This window comes from Enterobacter sp. Ag1, assembly GCA_000277545.1.
Lineage (GTDB): Bacteria > Pseudomonadota > Gammaproteobacteria > Enterobacterales > Enterobacteriaceae > Cedecea.
Map to the genome: position 1 here is coordinate 50,673 of AKXM01000057.1, position 17,907 is coordinate 68,579.

Sequence of the window (17,907 nt, forward strand, 5' to 3'; positions counted from 1 at the left end):
CCGCAGATGTGAGCTTTTTCCTGGAATCAAAAGAATAAATTACGCTACAGTAACTTACACCAATCTCCTGAATGCAAAAACACGGAAGGAAAGCGATGAAAAAAAGCCTCAGTTTTAGCTGTTGTGCGTTGGCCGTGGCCGCCATGCTGCAAAGCGCCTGGGCGGCGGATGTTCCTGCGGGAACGAAGCTGGCGAGCAGTCAGGAGTTAGTCAGACATATTAAAGATGAACCTGCGAGCCTGGACCCAATCAAAGCGGTTGGTCTGCCGGAAATTCAGGTTATTCGCGATTTATTTGAAGGCCTGGTTAACCAAAACGAAAAGGGTGAACTGGTGCCGGGTGTTGCCACCAAATGGCAAAGCAACGACAACCGCATCTGGACGTTTACGCTTCGCGACAACGCCCGCTGGTCCGATGGAACGCCTGTCACCGCGCAGGATTTTGTTTACAGTTGGCAGCGGCTGGTTGACCCTAAAAATACCTCTTCGTTTGCCTGGTTTGCCGCGCTGGCGGGTATCACCAACGCCCAGGCCATTATCGACGGGAAAATGCCGGCTGATAAGCTCGGTGTTACCGCCGTAGATGCTAAAACGCTTCGCGTACAGCTTGATAAACCCGTACCGTTCTTCCCAAGCCTGGCGGCAAACTTTGCCTTCTATCCCACGCCTAAAGCGGTTGTTGAAAAATTGGGTAATGAATGGACGAAACCCGGCAATCTCGTGGGCAACGGCGCATTTACGCTGCAGGACCGCGTGGTGAACGAGAAGCTGGTTGTGGTGCCGAATAAAAATTACTGGGACAACGGGAAAACGGTGCTGACCAAAGTGACCTTTATTCCTGTTAACCAGGAGTCGGCGGCCACCAAGCGTTACCTGGCCGGCGATATCGACATCACCGAATCTTTCCCGAAAAATCTCTACCAGAAACTGCTGAAGGACATTCCGGGGCAGGTTTACACGCCGCCGCAGCTTGGCACTTATTATTATGCGTTTAACACGCAAAAAGGGCCGACGGCGGATGCTCGCGTTCGTCTCGCCCTGAGTATGACCATCGACCGCCGCCTGATGGCTGAAAAAGTGTTGGGCACGGGAGAGAAACCGGCCTGGCGCTTTACGCCTGACGTTACCGCGGGCTTTAAGCCAGACCGCTCTCCGTTCGAAGACATGAGCCAGCAGGAGCTGAACGCCCAGGCGAAAATGCTGCTGCGTGCCGCCGGCTATGGCGATGCCAAACCGCTTAAACTGACGCTGCTGTACAACACTTCTGAAAACCACCAGAAGATAGCGATTGCCGTTGCGTCGATGTGGAAGAAAAATCTGGGCGTTGACGTGAAGCTGCAAAATCAGGAGTGGAAAACCTACATCGATAGCCGCAACACCGGCAATTTCGACGTCATTCGTGCGTCATGGGTCGGGGATTACAATGAACCTTCTACTTTCCTGTCGCTGCTAACGTCCACCCACAGCGGGAATATTTCACGCTTCAATTCCCCGGAATACGACAAGCTGCTGTCCCAGGCAGCGCAGGAAACTACCGACAAAGCACGGAATGCGGATTACAACGCCGCCGAAAAAATCATTCAGGAAAAAGCGCCTATCGCGCCAATCTACCAGTACACCAACGGTCGCCTGATCAAACCGTGGCTGAAGGGCTACCCGATCAACAACCCGGAAGACGTGGCCTACAGCCGCACGATGTATATTATCAAACACTAAGTATGGCTAAAGTTTAGTCAGAAAAAGTGCTATGATCGTCACCTCAGGCATAGCGATTGCGGAGGTGACGAGATGGCATCAGGTTGGGCCAATGACGGCGCCGTTCAGGAGCAAATCGACAGTACCGTGGACGACGCCGTGGCCAGAGCGCGCAGCGAGCTACCGAAGGGCGAAAGCCTCGAATACTGCGAAGAATGCGGCGAATGCATTCCGGAAGCACGGCGCAAAGCGATTCAGGGCGTGCGGTTGTGTATTCGCTGCCAGCAGGCGGAAGATGCGCGCCGGGCCACATTCTCAGGCTATAACCGCCGTGGCTCGAAAGACAGCCAGTTACGCTAGTAAGAACCGGGCCATCGCCCGGTTTTTTTATGTCTCCGGTTAAGCTTTATTTACTCTTTTCTCTGCAAATTCAGCGCGTTTGATAACCTCAGGTGGTTGCCTTCGTTTCAGAGATGGCTAGACTGACAGAAAGAACTGATTCAGCTTGAGGATTGCGCAGTGGATGTAATTAAAGGCAGCGAGCTGCACGTGCCGGACGCGGTGTTTGCCTGGCAACTGGATGGCAGGGGCGGCGTCAGGCCTCTCGACAACAATGAAATTATCGACAGCGAGCATCCCTGCTGGCTACACCTGAATTACACCAACGCCGACAGCGCCGACTGGCTGGCCAACACGCCGCTGTTGCCGAACTATGTCAGGGAGGCGTTAGCCGGTGAAAGTATGCGTCCCCGCGTTTCTCGCGTGGGTGACGGCACGCTAATCACTCTGCGTTGCATCAACGGCAATACCGATGAACGCCCGGACCAGCTGGTAGCCGTGCGGCTCTACATTGACGAACGGCTGATTGTCTCAACCCGCAGGCGGCAGGTTCTTGCGCTGGATGATGTGGTGAACGACCTGAATGAAGGCACCGGCCCAACCGACTGCGGCAGCTGGCTGGTGGATGCCTGCGATGCGCTGACCGACCACGCCAGCGAATTTATCGAGCAAATGCACGATAAAATCATCGACCTTGAAGACAATTTGCTCGACCAGCAGGTGCCGCCTCGTGGGGCGCTGGCGTTGTTGCGTAAACAGCTGATTGTCATGCGGCGCTATATGTCTCCGCAGCGTGACGTCTATGCGCGCCTCGCCAGCGAGCGGCTAAGCTGGATGAACGACGACCAGCGCCGCCGCATGCAGGATATTGCCGACAGGCTGGGCAGGGGGCTGGATGAAATCGACGCCTGCATCGCCCGCACCGGCGTGATGACCGATGAAATCTCCCAGGTTATGCAGGAATCCTTAAACCGCAGAACCTACACCATGTCTCTGATGGCGATGGTATTTTTACCCAGCACGTTTTTAACCGGGCTGTTTGGCGTGAACCTCGGCGGTATTCCCGGCGGAGGCTGGGCCTTCGGCTTTGCGCTGTTCTGCATCATGTTGGTGGTTATGATTGGTGGTGTTGCCTGGTGGTTACATCGCAGTAAATGGCTGTAAAGTTGCGGGATTTGGAACGAGTTTGTGGGCGAAAACGGCGCTGTTATTGAGCAAAATCAAGAAACCGAAAGCCTTGCCGCGGCAAACTCTCTCTTGCAGGTGAATGCAACGTCAAGCGATGGGCGTTGCGCTCCATATTGTCTTACTTCCTTTTTTAGAATTACTGCATAGCACAATTGATTCATACCATGCCGACTTTCAAAGTCGGCTTTTTTTTGCCTGCAATTTGTGGACTATGCTTTAAAGGGCGATTCACCCACCCAGGAGATGACGATGCTGTATCGCAACAGCCTGATGATGAGCGACCCGGCTTTCCCCACCGAACCCGTGCCGGTACCCGACCCGCTTCCGCGGCCACAGCCCATACCCGATCCGCCGACCGACCCGGATCCAAGGCCGATAATCGACCCGCCGACACACCATTGAGGTTTTCCCTCTCCGGGCGGAGAGGGAATGGGGATTATTTAATTTCCAGAATATCCAGGCGCTGCAGCGGGGCGTCAGCGCTGTCTTCTTCCGGCTGCCAGCCGACGGGCTGCATAGGGATCTCTTCGCGATCGAACGCCAGGTCGCCCCCGTTCACCACTTCTGCACCGTGGGTAATGCCTGCAAAATCAAACAGCTCGGTATCGCAGAGATGTGATGGCACCACGTTCTGCATCGCGCTGAACATCGTCTCAATGCGGCCCGGATAGCGTTTATCCCAGTCGCGCAGCATGTCGGCAATCACCTGGCGCTGCAGGTTTGGCTGCGAGCCGCACAGGTTGCACGGAATAATTGGGTATTCGCGGGCGATGGCAAAACGCTCAATGTCTTTCTCGCGGCAGTAGGCCAGCGGGCGGATAACAATATGTTTTCCGTCGTCGCTCATCAGCTTCGGTGGCATGCCCTTCATCTTGCCGCCATAGAACATGTTCAGGAACAGCGTTTGCAGAATATCGTCGCGATGGTGGCCCAGGGCGATTTTGGTACAGCCCAGCTCGGTGGCGGTGCGGTAAAGAATGCCGCGACGCAGGCGCGAACACAGAGAACAGGTGGTTTTGCCTTCCGGGATCTTTTCTTTCACGATGCCGTAGGTGTTCTCTTCCACAATCTTGTATTCAACGCCGATGCTTTCCAGGTAGGCAGGCAGCACGTGCTCAGGGAACCCCGGCTGTTTCTGGTCGAGATTTACCGCCACGAGACTAAAGCTGATTGGCGCGCTTTGCTGCAGGTTACGCAGGATTTCCAGCATGGTGTAGCTGTCTTTGCCGCCGGAAAGGCAAACCATGATGCGGTCGCCGTCTTCAATCATGTTGTAATCGGCAATCGCTTCACCCACGTTGCGGCGCAGGCGCTTCTGTAACTTGTTCAGGTTGTACTGTTCTTTTTTTGTAGCTTCTTGATTCAATTGCATTATTTACTGTCTCTGAAACCAAAAGGGGCATATAAGGGGCAAACTTTTTCAAAGCGCCAGCTTACTGTGAAGCCTATTCACCTGGTTGCCGCTCAGTTCTTCAATCCATGCAGCATAGACTTCATAAACCATCTGCGCGTTTTCATGCCCCATCTGATTTGCAATAAATGAGGGGTTCGCACCTGCAGATAACAGCCAGCATGCGTAAGTGTGGCGTGTATGGTACGGATTCCGGCGGCGAATTCCAGCACGTTTTACAGCTGCGCCCCGACGGTCACCAATGCTCGACACGTTGTCATACGGTTTTTGTTCGCCTTTATGTAAGTACACCCGTTTTAGTTCCACGCACTTTTTGAGATTTCCGGGTTTTTGACCCTGGCCCAAAATCAATGCAGTGCTAAATCAGGTTGTATTGTTCTTTTTGAGTGGCCATGAAAGTCTCTGGCTCTGAATCCAACACGCACGGCGTGTCATGCCGGCGCGTAGGGTACGGATTGCAGCGGCGAATGCCAGCAGGATTTACGGTCACGCCACGTCCATCGACTATGCTTTACCAGGTTACCGAACATTCATAGCAACAAGGAGTGAGGTTTATGACATTCGTAAAGACGAAAGATGGCGTCAATATCTTTTATAAAGACTGGGGGCCGAAAACGGCGCAACCGATTGTTTTTCATCACGGCTGGCCGCTCAGCGCCGATGACTGGGATAACCAGATGCTGTTTTTCTTAGGCGAAGGCTTCCGGGTTATCGCGTTCGACAGACGCGGGCATGGCCGTTCTGACCAGGTCAGCGATGGGCACGATATGGATCATTATGCGGCAGATGCCTCGGCGGTGGTGGAACATCTGGATCTTAAAAATGCCGTGCACGTCGGCCACTCAACCGGCGGTGGGCAAGTGGCTCGCTATGTCGCCCAATACGGGCAGCCTCAGGGGCGCGTTGCGAAAGCCGTTTTAGTCAGTGCCGTGCCGCCGCTGATGGTGAAAACGGCGAGTAATCCGGGCGGAACGCCGCTCGAGGTGTTTGACGGCTTCCGTAAGGCGCTGGCGGCAAATCGTGCGCAGTTTTACCTTGATGTTGCCTCAGGCCCGTTCTACGGCTTTAACCGCCAGGGCGCCGATGTTTCTGAGGGGAGTGTTCGGAACTGGTGGCGGCAGGGCATGGCCGGCAGCGCGAAGGCCCACTATGAAGGGATCAAAGCGTTTTCAGAAACCGACCAGACCGACGATCTGAAAGCCATCACCGTGCCGGTTCTGGTTCTGCAGGGCGATGACGACCAGGTTGTGCCGTACAAAAATGCGGCTATTCTGCAGGATAAACTGCTCAGCAACAGCACGCTGCACATCTACCCCGGCTATCCTCACGGGATGCATACCACGCATGCCGATACCATCAATGCGGATATCCTGAAATTTATCCGCAGCTGATAGCGCTGTTATCGGGGGAGGCCGAAAGCTTCCCCTTCTTATTTCCCCGCTTATGCCTAGGATGTCAAAGATGACAAGGCCGCCATCGCCGACTCGGTATCTTTATGGGCCACGAAAATATGGTCGTGATAATACCCAGCCACCACGTTACAGCTGATACCTTTTTTCGCCAGCACGCGTGAAAATGCGGCGGTAAGGCCAACGGCGGCGAGGGATGAGTGAATCTTCAGGGTGATCCAACTGGCGACGTAGTCATAGCTTACGGCATGTTTATCCGCCAGATCCTGAGGCAGGACCAGCGTGACGCCTTCAGCCTCGCGGACGGTCACAATGGCGGCATCTTTTAATTCCGCAGAAGGTGAGGCTAAAGTGCAAAAAACATATTTACCCGGGTTAAGCTCCGGGGCAGCATTACTCAGTAGTATTGCCAGGTTATTCTCGCCAGCCATTTATCCGTCTCCTTTTCATTGAGTGAGGACGAATTAAATAGCGTTTGAGTGATAAATAAAAATTAAAAAATATGCTGTTGCATTAGGTGCGCTAATGATGAGGCGGCGCGCCTTTGACGCACCGCCCGCGCTTATTTCCCGGTCAGCATCTGCCAGAGAAACTCTTCAATCATGGCCTGGTGTGCCGCCGTCTGGCTATTTTCCGGCGCGCTGCCGTGGCCGGCATCCGTTTCCTCATACAGCCAGACGTTCTCGTGCCCTTGTTGCTGCATCCGCGCCACCATCCGACGCGCGTGGGCCGGGCTAACCCTGTCATCCTGGGTGCCGGTGGTGAACAGCGTGGGGGGATAATCCACATCGGCGGACACTTTGTCGAACGGAGAATAACGCTGCAGCCACTCTCGTTCTTCGGCAATGTCCGGGTCGCCATACTCGGCAATCCAGGAGGCTCCCGCGAGCCAGCGGGGATAATTCAGCATATCCAGCAGCGGGACTTCGCACACCAGCGCGCCAAATAATTCTGGGTAGTCGGTGAGCATATTACCGATCAACAGGCCGCCGTTGCTCCCACCCTGAGCGGCAAGCTTCGCGTCACAGGTCACTTTCCGCGCCGCCAGATCGCTTGCGACAGCGGTAAAATCTTCCCAGGCACGATGACGATGCTGTTTGAGCGCAGCCTGGTGCCATGCAGGGCCATATTCACCGCCGCCGCGAATATTCGCGACGACGTAAACCCCGCCTTTTTGCAGCCACGTCACGCCTTTTGAGTCCAGGTAATGAGGTGTTAAAGAAACCTCAAATCCGCCGTAACCGTACAGCAGCGTCGGGTTATCACCGGACAGCGCCAGCGCTTTGGCGGCCACCTGGAAGTAGGGGACGCGGGTGCCATCCAGCGAAAGGGCAAAGTGCTGGGTCACGCTAAATTCTCCCGCGTCAAAGCAGGCTGGATCCTGTTTCACGAGGCTTAGCGTGTCGTCGTCCAGATCGCCATAGCTGAGGCTGTGGGGCTGCAGGAAACCGTGGCTGACCAGCCGGTAGCGGTTACTTTCATCGTCGATGCCGCCGGCGGAAACGTTGGTGAAATCGGGCAGCTCAAGCGTTTTTATGCAGTGCCGCTGGCCGCCGTCGATTTTCACAACTTCGACCTTCTCAACGGCGTCCTGGCTCAGGTTCAGCAGAAGGTAATCGCGGGTTGAGCTGTAGCCTTGCAGCGTCGTGCGCGAATTTGGCGTGAAGAGCGAAATGAAATTGCGCTCACCTCGCTGAAAATCAGCTAAATCAATAGCCAGCAGAGCGCCTGCAGGCCAGGTTGTCTCAGCGATTGTCCAGTCGGAATTAAGCGTCACCAGCAGCCAGTCTTTGAAAAATCCGCAGGAGGCATCTTCCGGAATGGCGATAAGCGTCAGGGTATTCTGGCCGGTCAAAAGCCAGGTTTGCCCGTGGTAAAAGTCTTTGCTGCAGTGCACCACATCCCGCTCAAAACCGGGGGTATCATCATGCCAGGCGGAAACGGCCATATCCGTTGCTTCACCTGCGTAGATCAGCGGTGCATCCTGCGGTGATGTCCCTCGAGTCCAGCGATAGACGCGGCGTGGATAGCCGGAGGTGGTGAGCGTATCATCCCCTGCATCGAGCGCCAGCAGCAGCGTGTTTTCATCCAGCCAACTGACCGAACTTTTGCTTTCCGGCAGGAAAAAGCCCTCGGGGATAAACGTTTTATTTACCAGATCAAATTCACGAATTTCACAGGCATCGCCGCCGCTGGATAAAAAGATCAGCGCCCGGGAATAGTCCGGGTGGAGGAGATCGGCGCCGTGATAGCTCCAGTTCGCGCCTTCCTCTTCGTTCAGGCGATCGACATCCAGCACCGTTTCCCATTCTGGTGCAGCGGTAAAGTAAGAGCTTTCAGTGGTGCGGCGCCAGATGCCGCGTGGGTGTTCGTCATCCTGCCAGAAGTTATACACCTCGTTGCGGTAGTGGTTCCCCCAGGGAATGTTGGTTTTATCGTCCAGCGACTGCAGGATCGCGCCCCGCATCTGCTGGAAGCGCTCTCCCGTGGCAAACCTGTCCGTGGTGCGCTTATTTTGTTTTTCCACCCAGCTTAGCGCCGCGGCATCTTCCGGGGTTTCGAGCTGGCTAAGCAAATCCTGACTCACTGGCTGTGTCATCACGCGTCCTTTTGTTGGGTAACGGGCCTGCAATCGACCATATCATTATGCTTATGCCCATTACACCTGAAGGCTTTTGTGGTTTCTGCCAGCATGCTCGAATTTTTTCGTTTGCAAAACGAAGGGCTTAGCAAAAGTACGTGTTTTCTTACTTGAAGTGTCTTTTTTACCTGATACTGTATATTTAAACAGTATTTGTATTGGCGGTATCATGAATCTTCTCAAACCTGCGGCCTGTTGCCCGGACGCTTCCTTTCCTCTCTTTGCTGACCTGGTGCAATGCGGCTTTCCGTCACCGGCTCAGGACTATGTTGAGCAACGTATCGATCTTAATAAGCTGCTGGTGCGCAATCCCGGCGCGACCTATTTCGTAAAGGCGGCGGGGGATTCGATGGTAGAAGGGGGAATTGGCGAAGGGGACTTGCTGATTGTGGACAGCTCAAGAACCGCGTCACAGGGCGATATTGTGATTGCGGCGATTGACGGGGCGTTCACCGTGAAGCGCCTGCAGCTTCGCCCCACGGTGATGCTACTGCCGATGAACAGCGCCTGGGCACCGATTCCCGTCCCCGATGAGGCCGAACTCGATATTTTTGGCATCGTCACTTTTATCATCAAAGCGGCGGGCTAAACATGTTTGCGCTGGTGGACGTCAACAGCTTCTACGCCTCCTGCGAAACGGCTTTCCGCCCGGATTTAGCCGGAAAGCCGGTGGTGGTTTTATCCAATAATGACGGCTGCGTCATCGCCCGCTCTGCGGAAGCCCGGCCCTTTGTCAAAATGGGGGCGCCTTTTTTTAAACAGAAAGAGGCGCTCAGGCGGCATGGCGTGCTGACGTTTAGCAGCAACTACGAGCTGTATGCCGACATGAGCGAGCGGGTGATGGGCGTGCTTGAAGAGCTGCTGCCCAGGGTCGAGATTTACTCCATCGACGAGGCATTTTGTGACTTAACGGGCGTGAGCAATTGCTACAACCTGAAGGCCTTTGGTCAGACGATCCGCTCGACCATTCGCCAGCGCACCCGCCTGACGGTGGGCGTGGGCATCGCGCCGACAAAAACGCTGGCTAAACTGGCAAACCTGGCGGCAAAAACGTGGCAAGAACGAACCGGTGGCGTGGTTGATTTATCCCGCCCGAAGCACCAGCGCTGGCTTATGGCACAGCTGCCCGTGGGCGAAGTCTGGGGCGTGGGGCGGCGGCTGTCGAAAAAACTCGACGACATGGGCATCAGAACGGTTTTACAGCTTGCCGACGCGGATATTCGTTTTATTCGACGGCATTTCAGCGTGGTGCTGGAAAGAACCGTGCGCGAATTGCGCGGGGAATCATGCCTTGAAATGGATGAGTTCTCCGCCGCCAAACAGGAGATCATCTGCAGCCGCTCGTTCGGAGAACGCATTACCGAGTATGAGGCTATGCGCCAGGCGATCGGCAGCTACGCCAGCCGGGCGGCGGAAAAGCTGCGGGCTGAGCACCAATATTGCCGGGTGATCTCTGCCTTTGTGAAAAGCAGTCCGTTTGCCGTGAACGAACTCTATTACGGCAACTGCTCGTCCGTCTCGCTGCTCATCCCCACACAGGACAGCCGGGATATTATCCAGGCCGCGTTGCAGAGCCTGGACGCTATCTGGCAGGCGGGGCATCGCTACCAGAAAGCCGGCGTGATGCTGGGGGATTTTTTTAGTCAGGGCGTGGCGCAATTCGATTTATTCGACAACCATGTTCCACGCCCTAACGGCGAAAAACTGATGACCGTGCTGGACTTCCTGAATAAAAAGCAGGGCAAAGGCACGCTCTATTTTGCCGGGCAGGGCATACAGCAGCCGTGGGCGATGAAGCGCGACATGCTGTCGCCGCGCTATACCACTCGCTATGCCGATCTACCGCAGGCGTGGGTGTGCTGAATGTGCTGCCGTTACACATTTACATTTTCGGGAAGCGGAACAGCGATCGGTTCCCCGCACACCGTGACGCGTGGGCCGCCAAGTTCGTTCCAGCGGAATAAATTCAGGTGCCAGCCATCGGGAATACTTCGGGAACGGTCGATAATGCCATCGGCATTGGAGAAGCGAGCCCGGTCAGCATTTTGCCACGAAGGCGGGTCGACATTTTGCTGCAGAGCGCTGAGCCAGCAGTGATTAGACAGATCGCGGTTGATGCCTAAAGCCAGGCATGAATATTCATCTCGCTGGTCCAGCACCCGCGCGTCTTCGACATACAGTGGGACGAGAAGCCGCGGCTTGCCGTCTTTTTGCATATGGGCGGCAACCGCCAGCCTTGCCCACTCAGGTACCGGGCTCATATAAAGAATTGTTTGCCCTGGCCGATGGTAACGCCCTGGGGAATCGGGCCGGGTGCGCGACAGCACGCTACTGAGGAACTCCGCCGGAACGGCGCGAAAAAAGAAACCGCTGACGTTTTTGAAATGAAGGTGGTTATCGGACACAATGGCACCTGGTTTGCTCAGAAAATTAGCAACCCTAGTTTAACCAGAACGTTGTGACAGAATTGCCATCGCAAAGACCGAAGCGTCTGTGATGATCGTGCTATGGCCAGAATAGTTTCGCCGCTGAACTTTTTTTCAACCAGCCTGTCAATATCACAGCAAGCATCATGGGAGAGCGTTTCGAAGTGAAAGGATTGTTGACAGCATTAATACTCATTGCCAGTTTTCTGATTGGCTGTGCGATGTATTACAAAGTGGGCTGCTGGTTTGAAGATGACATCATCAATTTTTACGCCGGAGACGAAGGGTAAGGGGTGGGTAACTGCGCGAGGCATCATTACCCGGAATGTTTAACCTTTAAAGACGGAAAACTTTTTGGTCAGCGGTTTGAGTTTTTCCGTTTCGCCGTACAGCGCGATGCCAACAAAATCGAGCTCAGCGAAAGGCGTGTCGCGCGTATCTTTGATCTGCTGCTCAGAAGAGTGCGACAGCATGGTGGTGGTAAAGAAGTTATACAGCACGCCTTCTTCCCTGCATTTCTCCAGCGTCGTCCCCAACTGGCTGCTGTTTTTAGACTGAAGTACAACCACCGGATAATGGTTCATCCAGGCGCTTAAGCCGCTATCCTGGTTGGGATAGTCATGAAATACAGGCTCCTCGACTTTAAGCATAATACCGCCGCAGAGGTGGCCCACGGCATTCATTTGCACGCTGACGTCGGCAGTGCGGTTCACGATGACATACAGCTTATAGTCATTATCTTCGAACATTCTGGCTCCTTGTCTGTTTAAGCTTCTGCGTTGGCTGCTGATTTAGCTTAGGGCGAAAAGCTCAAGCATAGTAATCGTTTTTTTATCCGTCTTCCTGCTTGCGATCAATCTTCCCGCCACATGAAAGTCATTCAAATATCAATCGTTATATATTATTTTATATAGCGATTAATAAGGAGAACAAATGGAACTTTACGTCTTTTATGTGGGCGGCAATGCCGGAAAATCCAATATCGAAGTGCATGACGTCCAGTTTGTGGCTGCAGAGAAGCCAGAGGACGCGTGGCCCGCGCTGCGGGCGGCCTGGTTTGGTGACAAAGATAAAATCCATATCGACGGGTACGGCAAGCTGCGTTGGGCCGACGGCTACCGCATTAGTCTTTCCGATAAACCCGTAGAGCAAACGCCAAAGCTCTTTTTTGTGAACGTCGGCGGCTACAGCCCGAAAACGCTGGCAGAGCTGCATGACTTTGATTTCTTCGTGGCTGAAAATCCGGCCCAGGCAAAGGAGAAGGCGATTGCGAACCTGCTGGTCGAAAGCTACCAGCAGCACAAAGACAACCTGAAAGATGTCGATGACTGCCTGCTGTTAGAAAGCGTGGGGGATTATTTTATCCATCTGGAAAAAGCGGAGCAGGGCGAACGCTTCAGGCCAGAATGGCAGGGCTATTTGCCGATTAGCGAATAGCGCTATTATTCCCAATGGAAAACGGTGCTTTAGCGAAAGGCACCGTTTTTACTGTATCACTCGCTAACGCAGCAAAATTGATAAACTCACGCCTGAACTACGCGAATCTGCTAGCATACGCGCCTGCCCGTTATTATTAAGAGATGACCATTGTGACCGCTTTTTCCGTACTGAACGCTTTACCTGAAGCACAACTCGCCAACCTTAGCGAACTGGGGTATCACGAAATGACGCCCGTTCAGGAAGCGGCCTTGCCCGCCATTCTGGCCGGAAAAGACGTCCGTGCTCAGGCCAAAACCGGCAGCGGCAAAACCGCAGCTTTTGGCCTTGGCCTGCTGCAGCACATTGATGCCAGCCAGTTTTTAACCCAGTCGCTGGTACTGTGCCCAACCCGCGAACTGGCCGACCAGGTCGCTAAAGAGCTGCGTCGCCTGGCGCGCTACATGCCAAATATTAAAATTTTAACCCTGTGTGGTGGCCAGCCGTTTGGCGTACAGCGCGACTCGTTACAGCATGCACCGCACATTATCGTGGCCACGCCGGGCCGCCTGTTAGATCACCTGAAAAAAGAAACGGTGAAGCTGGAGGCTCTGCAAACGCTGGTGCTGGACGAAGCCGACCGTATGCTGGACATGGGCTTCGCCGACGCCATCGATGAAGTTATTGCCCATGCGCCGGCCAAACGCCAGACGCTGCTTTTCTCCGCCACCTGGCCTGCCGCTATTGCCGCTATCAGCGGGCGAATTCAGCGCGACCCGCAGACTATCGAAATTGATACCGTTGATGAGCTGCCGTCCGTTGAACAGCAGTTCTATGAAATCTCCCGCGGGGGCAAAATCGGCCTGCTGCTGGCGCTGCTCAGCAAGCATCAGCCGGCGTCCTGCGTGGTGTTCTGCAACACCAAAAAAGATTGCCAGGCCGTGTGCGATGCGCTGAACGAGCGACATCAAAGTGCGTTAGCGCTGCACGGCGACATGGAACAGCGCGACCGCGACCAGACGCTGGTGCGTTTTGCCAACGGCAGCAGCCGCGTGCTGGTGGCAACAGACGTTGCGGCGCGTGGGCTGGATATCAAAGCGCTGGAAATGGTCATTAACTACGAACTGTCGTGGGACCCGGAAGTGCACGTTCACCGCATTGGCCGTACCGCGCGAGCCGGGCAAAGCGGGCTGGCTATTAGCTTCTGCGCCCCGGAAGAAGCGCAGCGCGCGAGCGTGCTGGCTGAAATGCTGAATCTTTCGCTGAAATGGCAGCAGGTGCCGTCCGGCGTTTCCGTGAAGCCGCTGGAAGCGGAAATGGCGACGCTGTGCATTGACGGCGGCAAGAAAGCCAAAATGCGTCCGGGCGATATTTTGGGGGCGTTAACCGGCGATATGGGGCTGGAAGGTGCGGACATCGGCAAAATCGACGTCCACCCAATCCATGTTTACGTTGCGGTGCGCCAGTCCGTGGCGCGTCACGCGTGGAAACAGCTGCAGCAGGGCAAAATCAAAGGTAAATCAGTGAAGGTTCGCCTGCTGAAGTAAACGCGTTTTCTCCTCCGCCTGACCTTCTCCCCCCAGGGGCGAAGGTATCTGAAGGGGTGGGCGTGTTTTCCCCTCACCCTAACCCTCTCCCCATGGGGGAGAGGGGATAAAAGAACGCCAATTTCTGTTTTCCCCCTCTCCCTTCCAGGAAGAGGGCCGGGGTGAGGGGCATTCCCCCGATTACTCGCTAACCTTCTCCGCTTTACCCGCCAGCTGCGCCAGGAAGTCGTATCGCTTCTGCAAATCGGCGGCGGCATCTTTCCACAGCTGCTCGGCGACTTCCGGCTGCTGGGCGTTCAGGCGGCGGAAACGCTGCTCCTTCATTAACGTATCGGCCAGCGCATCGGACGGTGGACGGGAATCCAGCGCCAGCGGCACCTTGCCTTCATCAGCCCTACGCGGGTCGAAGCGATAAAGCGGCCAGAAGCCGGTGGCGGTCAGCTGGCGCATCTGATCGTGGCTCAGTGCCAGATCGTAGCCGTGCTCTTCGCAAGGGCTGTAGGCGATGATCAGCGATGGACCAGGATAAGCCTCCGCCTCCTGAATGGCCTTCATCGTCTGGTTCAGCTGTGCCCCCAGCGAAATCTGCGCGACGTACACATGGCCGTACATCATCATGCTGACGCCCAGATCTTTACGTGCTTTACGCTTGCCGTGCTCGCCAAACTTGGTGACGGCGCCCAGCGGCGTGGCTTTAGACGCCTGGCCGCCGGTGTTGGAGTAACACTGCGTATCCAGCACCAGAATGTTGACGTTTTCGGTCAGGCTCAGCACGTGGTCGAGGCCACCGAAACCGATGTCATAGGCCCAGCCGTCACCGCCAATCAGCCAGATAGATTTCTCCACCAGCGCGTCGGCATCGGTGACCAGCTGACGGGCATCAGCATCGTCAATGTTCGCCAGATGTTTACGCAGCTCGGCGACCTGTTCACGGCGGACTTCCGGTGTCGCTTCCGCGTGAAGCTGCTCATTAAGCTCGGCCGGAAGTTTATCGGCAAACTGGCCCAGTAAACGCATGACGCGGGCGCGGTGCTGATCTACCGTCAGGCGGAAGCCCAGCCCAAATTCGGCGTTATCCTCAAACAGCGAGTTAGCCCAGGCTGGCCCGCGGCCGTTTGCGTCGGTGGTGTACGGCGTGGATGGCAGGTTGCCGCCGTAAATAGACGAACAGCCGGTGGCGTTAGCGATCAGCATACGGTCGCCGAACAGCTGGGTCAGAATTTTAATGTACGGCGTTTCGCCGCAGCCTGAGCAGGCCCCGGAGTATTCAAACAGCGGCGTTAACAGCTGCGAGGTACGGATATCGATGCGCTCCAGGCTGGTGCGATCGATTTCCGGCAGCGCGAGGAAGAAGTCATAGTTCTCTTTCTCTTCTTCAACGTGTTCAAGGCGAGACAGCATATTAATCGCCTTGATTTCCGGGTTCTGGCGATCTTTGGCCGGGCAAACTTCTACGCAAAGGTTACAGCCGGTGCAATCTTCCGGCGCTACCTGCAGCACGTATTTCTGGCCGCGCATATCCCGGGACTTCACGTCCAGCGACTGCAGGGCTTCCGGGGCGCCTTCCATTGCCTCAGGCTGAACCACTTTGGCACGAATAGCCGAATGCGGGCAGGCGGCGACGCAGTGGTTGCACTGGGTACAAATATCCGGCTTCCAGATAGGAATTTCTTCGGCGATGTTGCGTTTTTCCCAGCGGGTCGTGCCCATCGGCCAGGTCCCATCCGGCGGCAGGGCGGAAACCGGCAGGGCATCGCCGAGACCGGCGAGCATCGCGGCGGTAACGGTTTTCACAAAATCAGGTGCGGCGTCGGAGACGACCGGCGGACGCATCGCGCTTGCCGGGTTAACGTCCTGCAGAGGCACTTCGGCGAGGGAGTCACGAGCCAGCGCCAGCGCCTGCCAGTTACGTTCGACGATTTCCGTCCCTTTACTGCTGTAGCTTTTGGCAATCGCGCCCTGCAGCTCTGCCAGCGCGGTGTCGCCAGGCAGGATCTGCGTCAGGTGGAAGAATGCCATCTGCATTACGGTGTTGATACGGGCACCAAGATGACACTCGCGGGCGATCTTCGCCGCGTTAATGACGTACAGGCGAGCCTGCTTCTGATTGAGCACCGCCTGAACTTCCTGCGGCAGGCGACTCCACACCTCATCGGCGGCGTAAGGTGTGTTCAGCAGGAAAATACCGCCGGGCTTCAGGCGCTCAGCCATCTGGTACTTGTCGATAAACTGCAGCTGGTGGCAGCCAACGAAATCGGCTTTCTCAATCAGGTAGGTGGAGTTGATCGGCTGCTCGCTCACGCGCAGGTGAGAAACCGTCAGCCCCCCGGCCTTTTTGGAGTCATAAACGAAATAACCCTGGGTAAACCACGGCGTGGAGTTACCGATAATTTTGATATTGTTTTTGGTGGCAGACACGCTGCCGTCGCTGCCCAGGCCATAAAACAGCGCTTCGAGTTTAGCGCGGTTCGGCAGGGTATTTTCCGGCAACGGCAGCGACAGGTTGGTCACATCGTCGTAAATGCCCACGGTAAAGCGCGGGCGCGGTTTGGCTTCGCGAAGTTCATTGAAAATAGCCAGGACGCATTCCGGACCGAACTCTTTGGATGACAGCCCGTAGCGGCCCCCAATCACGCGAGGCAGCGTTTCGCGCTCGCCACGGCTTACCGCCTCGGCAAGCGCGGTCATCACGTCGAGATACAGCGGCTCAGCAAGGGCCCCCGGCTCTTTAGTGCGGTCAAGCACCGCCACCTGACGCGCGGTTTGCGGCAGAACTTCCAGCAAATGTTCGGCGGAGAAGGGGCGGTACAGGCGCACTTTAAGCACGCCGACTTTTTCGCCCCTGGTCAGCAATTCATCGACAACTTCTTCGCAGGTGCCGACGGCGGAGCCCATCACGATAATCACGCGCTCCGCTTCCGGGTGGCCGTAATACTCAAACGGACGATAGCTACGGCCGGTGGTGGCGGCAAAGTCGTTCATCGCCTGTTCAACGTGCGCGTAAACCGCGTTGTACCACGGGTTGGTCGCTTCGCGGGACTGGAAGTACGTATCCGGGTTGGCCGACGTCCCGCGAATCACCGGATGCTCCGGGTTCAGGGCGCGGGCGCGATGTTCATCGATCTCTTTTTGCGGCAGCAGGCCGCGAAGGGTATCGTCCGCCAGCGGCACAATTTTGTTGATTTCGTGCGAGGTGCGGAAGCCGTCGAAGAAGTGAATAAACGGCACGCGGCTTTTCAGGGTCGCAATATGGGAAATCAGTGCGAAGTCCTGTGCTTCCTGGACGCTGCTGGCGCACAGCATGGCGCAGCCGGTCTGGCGCACGGCCATCACGTCAGAATGATCGCCAAAAATGGAAAGCGCGTGGGTGGCCACGGTGCGCGCGGCAACGTGGAGAACAAATGGCGTCAGCTGGCCCGCAAGCTTGTACAGCGTCGGGATCATCAGCAGTAAGCCTTGCGATGACGTAAACGAAGTGGAAAGCGCCCCGGTTTGTAGCGCCCCGTGCACCGCGCCAATTGCGCCTGCTTCAGACTGCATCTCGACTACGCGAGGGACATCGCCCCACATGTTCTTCCTGCCGTCACCCGCCCAGGCATCCGCCTGTTCCGCCATTGTCGAGCTGGGAGTAATCGGGTAGATGGCAATTACTTCGCTGGCACGAAACGCCACGGAGGCGACTGCGCCGTTGCCGTCGATAGTGATCATAAGACACCCTTACATTGCGCAAAATAAAGGGACTCGCCTGAAAGCCTGGAGCCCCGTTGTAATTCCTCAATTATAGTGTGTCCACCCTGGCCATTAGAAGTTATGGGCCTGCCGAGTGCACAAATTGA

16 protein-coding genes and 1 pseudogene are annotated in these 17,907 nt (G+C 55.8%); 10 read left to right on the plus strand and 7 right to left on the minus strand.

Features of this window, described 5'->3' with window-relative positions; all coding sequences use genetic code 11:
* Positions 1 to 95 precede the first annotated feature (95 nt).
* The 4 genes from A936_RS21010 (at position 96) to ynaL (ending at position 3,623) form a co-directional block, all read left to right on the plus strand.
* Complete coding sequence (locus tag A936_RS21010; protein ID WP_008461365.1) at positions 96 to 1,715, plus strand: peptide ABC transporter substrate-binding protein; 1,620 nt, start codon at positions 96 to 98, stop codon at positions 1,713 to 1,715.
* Between the two features lie 72 nt (positions 1,716 to 1,787).
* A complete protein-coding gene (locus A936_RS21015) occupies positions 1,788 to 2,054 on the plus strand; it encodes a DksA/TraR family C4-type zinc finger protein (RefSeq protein ID WP_008461366.1) in 267 nt (88 codons plus the stop codon).
* A gap of 159 nt (positions 2,055 to 2,213) precedes the next feature.
* The gene (gene zntB / locus A936_RS21020; protein ID WP_008461367.1) at positions 2,214 to 3,197 is read left to right on the plus strand and encodes a zinc transporter ZntB; all 984 of its coding nucleotides are present in this window, start codon (positions 2,214 to 2,216) and stop codon (positions 3,195 to 3,197) included.
* Between the two features lie 267 nt (positions 3,198 to 3,464).
* Complete coding sequence (gene ynaL / locus A936_RS24130; protein WP_269320697.1) at positions 3,465 to 3,623, plus strand: proline-rich small protein YnaL; 159 nt, start codon at positions 3,465 to 3,467, stop codon at positions 3,621 to 3,623.
* A 34-nt stretch (positions 3,624 to 3,657) separates the two neighbouring features.
* Here ynaL and ttcA read toward each other — a convergent pair whose 3' ends face one another.
* Positions 3,658 to 4,593: a tRNA 2-thiocytidine(32) synthetase TtcA gene (ttcA, locus tag A936_RS21025; protein ID WP_008461368.1), complete on the minus strand. Its 936-nt coding sequence runs from the start codon at positions 4,591 to 4,593 to the stop codon at positions 3,658 to 3,660.
* 48 nt (positions 4,594 to 4,641) lie between these two features.
* Positions 4,642 to 4,908 (minus strand): annotated as a pseudogene (locus tag A936_RS22485) (tyrosine-type recombinase/integrase); the annotation flags it as partial.
* A gap of 278 nt (positions 4,909 to 5,186) precedes the next feature.
* Between A936_RS22485 and A936_RS21035 the strand changes: the two are divergent.
* The gene (locus A936_RS21035; protein ID WP_008461370.1) at positions 5,187 to 6,023 is read left to right on the plus strand and encodes an alpha/beta fold hydrolase; all 837 of its coding nucleotides are present in this window, start codon (positions 5,187 to 5,189) and stop codon (positions 6,021 to 6,023) included.
* A 56-nt stretch (positions 6,024 to 6,079) separates the two neighbouring features.
* Here A936_RS21035 and A936_RS21040 read toward each other — a convergent pair whose 3' ends face one another.
* Both A936_RS21040 and A936_RS21045 read right to left on the minus strand, forming a co-directional pair.
* Positions 6,080 to 6,472, minus strand: a complete 393-nt coding sequence (locus tag A936_RS21040; protein WP_008461371.1) for an ACT domain-containing protein — start codon at positions 6,470 to 6,472, stop codon at positions 6,080 to 6,082.
* 131 nt (positions 6,473 to 6,603) lie between these two features.
* The gene (locus A936_RS21045; protein WP_008461372.1) at positions 6,604 to 8,640 is read right to left on the minus strand and encodes a prolyl oligopeptidase family serine peptidase; all 2,037 of its coding nucleotides are present in this window, start codon (positions 8,638 to 8,640) and stop codon (positions 6,604 to 6,606) included.
* A gap of 211 nt (positions 8,641 to 8,851) precedes the next feature.
* Here A936_RS21045 and umuD point away from each other — a divergent pair, with 211 nt between their 5' ends.
* Together umuD and umuC are read left to right on the plus strand one after the other, a co-directional pair.
* Entirely contained in the window at positions 8,852 to 9,271 is a 420-nt protein-coding gene (gene umuD, locus A936_RS21050; RefSeq protein ID WP_008461373.1) for a translesion error-prone DNA polymerase V autoproteolytic subunit, read from the plus strand.
* A 2-nt stretch (positions 9,272 to 9,273) separates the two neighbouring features.
* A complete protein-coding gene (umuC, locus tag A936_RS21055; RefSeq protein ID WP_008461374.1) occupies positions 9,274 to 10,545 on the plus strand; it encodes a translesion error-prone DNA polymerase V subunit UmuC in 1,272 nt (423 codons plus the stop codon).
* An 11-nt stretch (positions 10,546 to 10,556) separates the two neighbouring features.
* On the opposite strand, the gene A936_RS21060 is transcribed toward umuC, so the two are convergent.
* A complete protein-coding gene (locus A936_RS21060; protein ID WP_008461375.1) occupies positions 10,557 to 11,087 on the minus strand; it encodes an RES family NAD+ phosphorylase in 531 nt (176 codons plus the stop codon).
* 167 nt (positions 11,088 to 11,254) lie between these two features.
* Between A936_RS21060 and A936_RS23350 the strand changes: the two genes are divergently transcribed.
* On the plus strand, positions 11,255 to 11,398 hold the full coding sequence (locus tag A936_RS23350) for a hypothetical protein (protein WP_156107034.1): 144 nt from the start codon (positions 11,255 to 11,257) through the stop codon (positions 11,396 to 11,398).
* Between the two features lie 39 nt (positions 11,399 to 11,437).
* Here the strand turns inward: A936_RS23350 and A936_RS21065 are convergent, their stop codons facing one another.
* Positions 11,438 to 11,857 carry a DUF2000 family protein gene (locus A936_RS21065; protein ID WP_008461378.1) on the minus strand — a complete coding sequence of 140 codons (420 nt, stop codon included), beginning with the start codon at positions 11,855 to 11,857 and terminating at the stop codon, positions 11,438 to 11,440.
* A 184-nt stretch (positions 11,858 to 12,041) separates the two neighbouring features.
* Between A936_RS21065 and A936_RS21070 the strand changes: the two genes are divergently transcribed.
* Both A936_RS21070 and dbpA read left to right on the plus strand, forming a co-directional pair.
* Complete coding sequence (locus A936_RS21070) at positions 12,042 to 12,545, plus strand: DUF1543 domain-containing protein (RefSeq protein ID WP_008461379.1); 504 nt, start codon at positions 12,042 to 12,044, stop codon at positions 12,543 to 12,545.
* Positions 12,546 to 12,697: 152 nt separating this feature from the next.
* A complete protein-coding gene (gene dbpA, locus A936_RS21075; protein ID WP_008461381.1) occupies positions 12,698 to 14,071 on the plus strand; it encodes an ATP-dependent RNA helicase DbpA in 1,374 nt (457 codons plus the stop codon).
* Between the two features lie 180 nt (positions 14,072 to 14,251).
* Here the strand turns inward: dbpA and nifJ are convergent, their stop codons facing one another.
* Positions 14,252 to 17,779 (minus strand): pyruvate:ferredoxin (flavodoxin) oxidoreductase, encoded by a 3,528-nt coding sequence (gene nifJ / locus A936_RS21080; RefSeq protein WP_008461382.1) that lies wholly within the window; start codon positions 17,777 to 17,779, stop codon positions 14,252 to 14,254.
* Positions 17,780 to 17,907 lie beyond the last annotated feature (128 nt).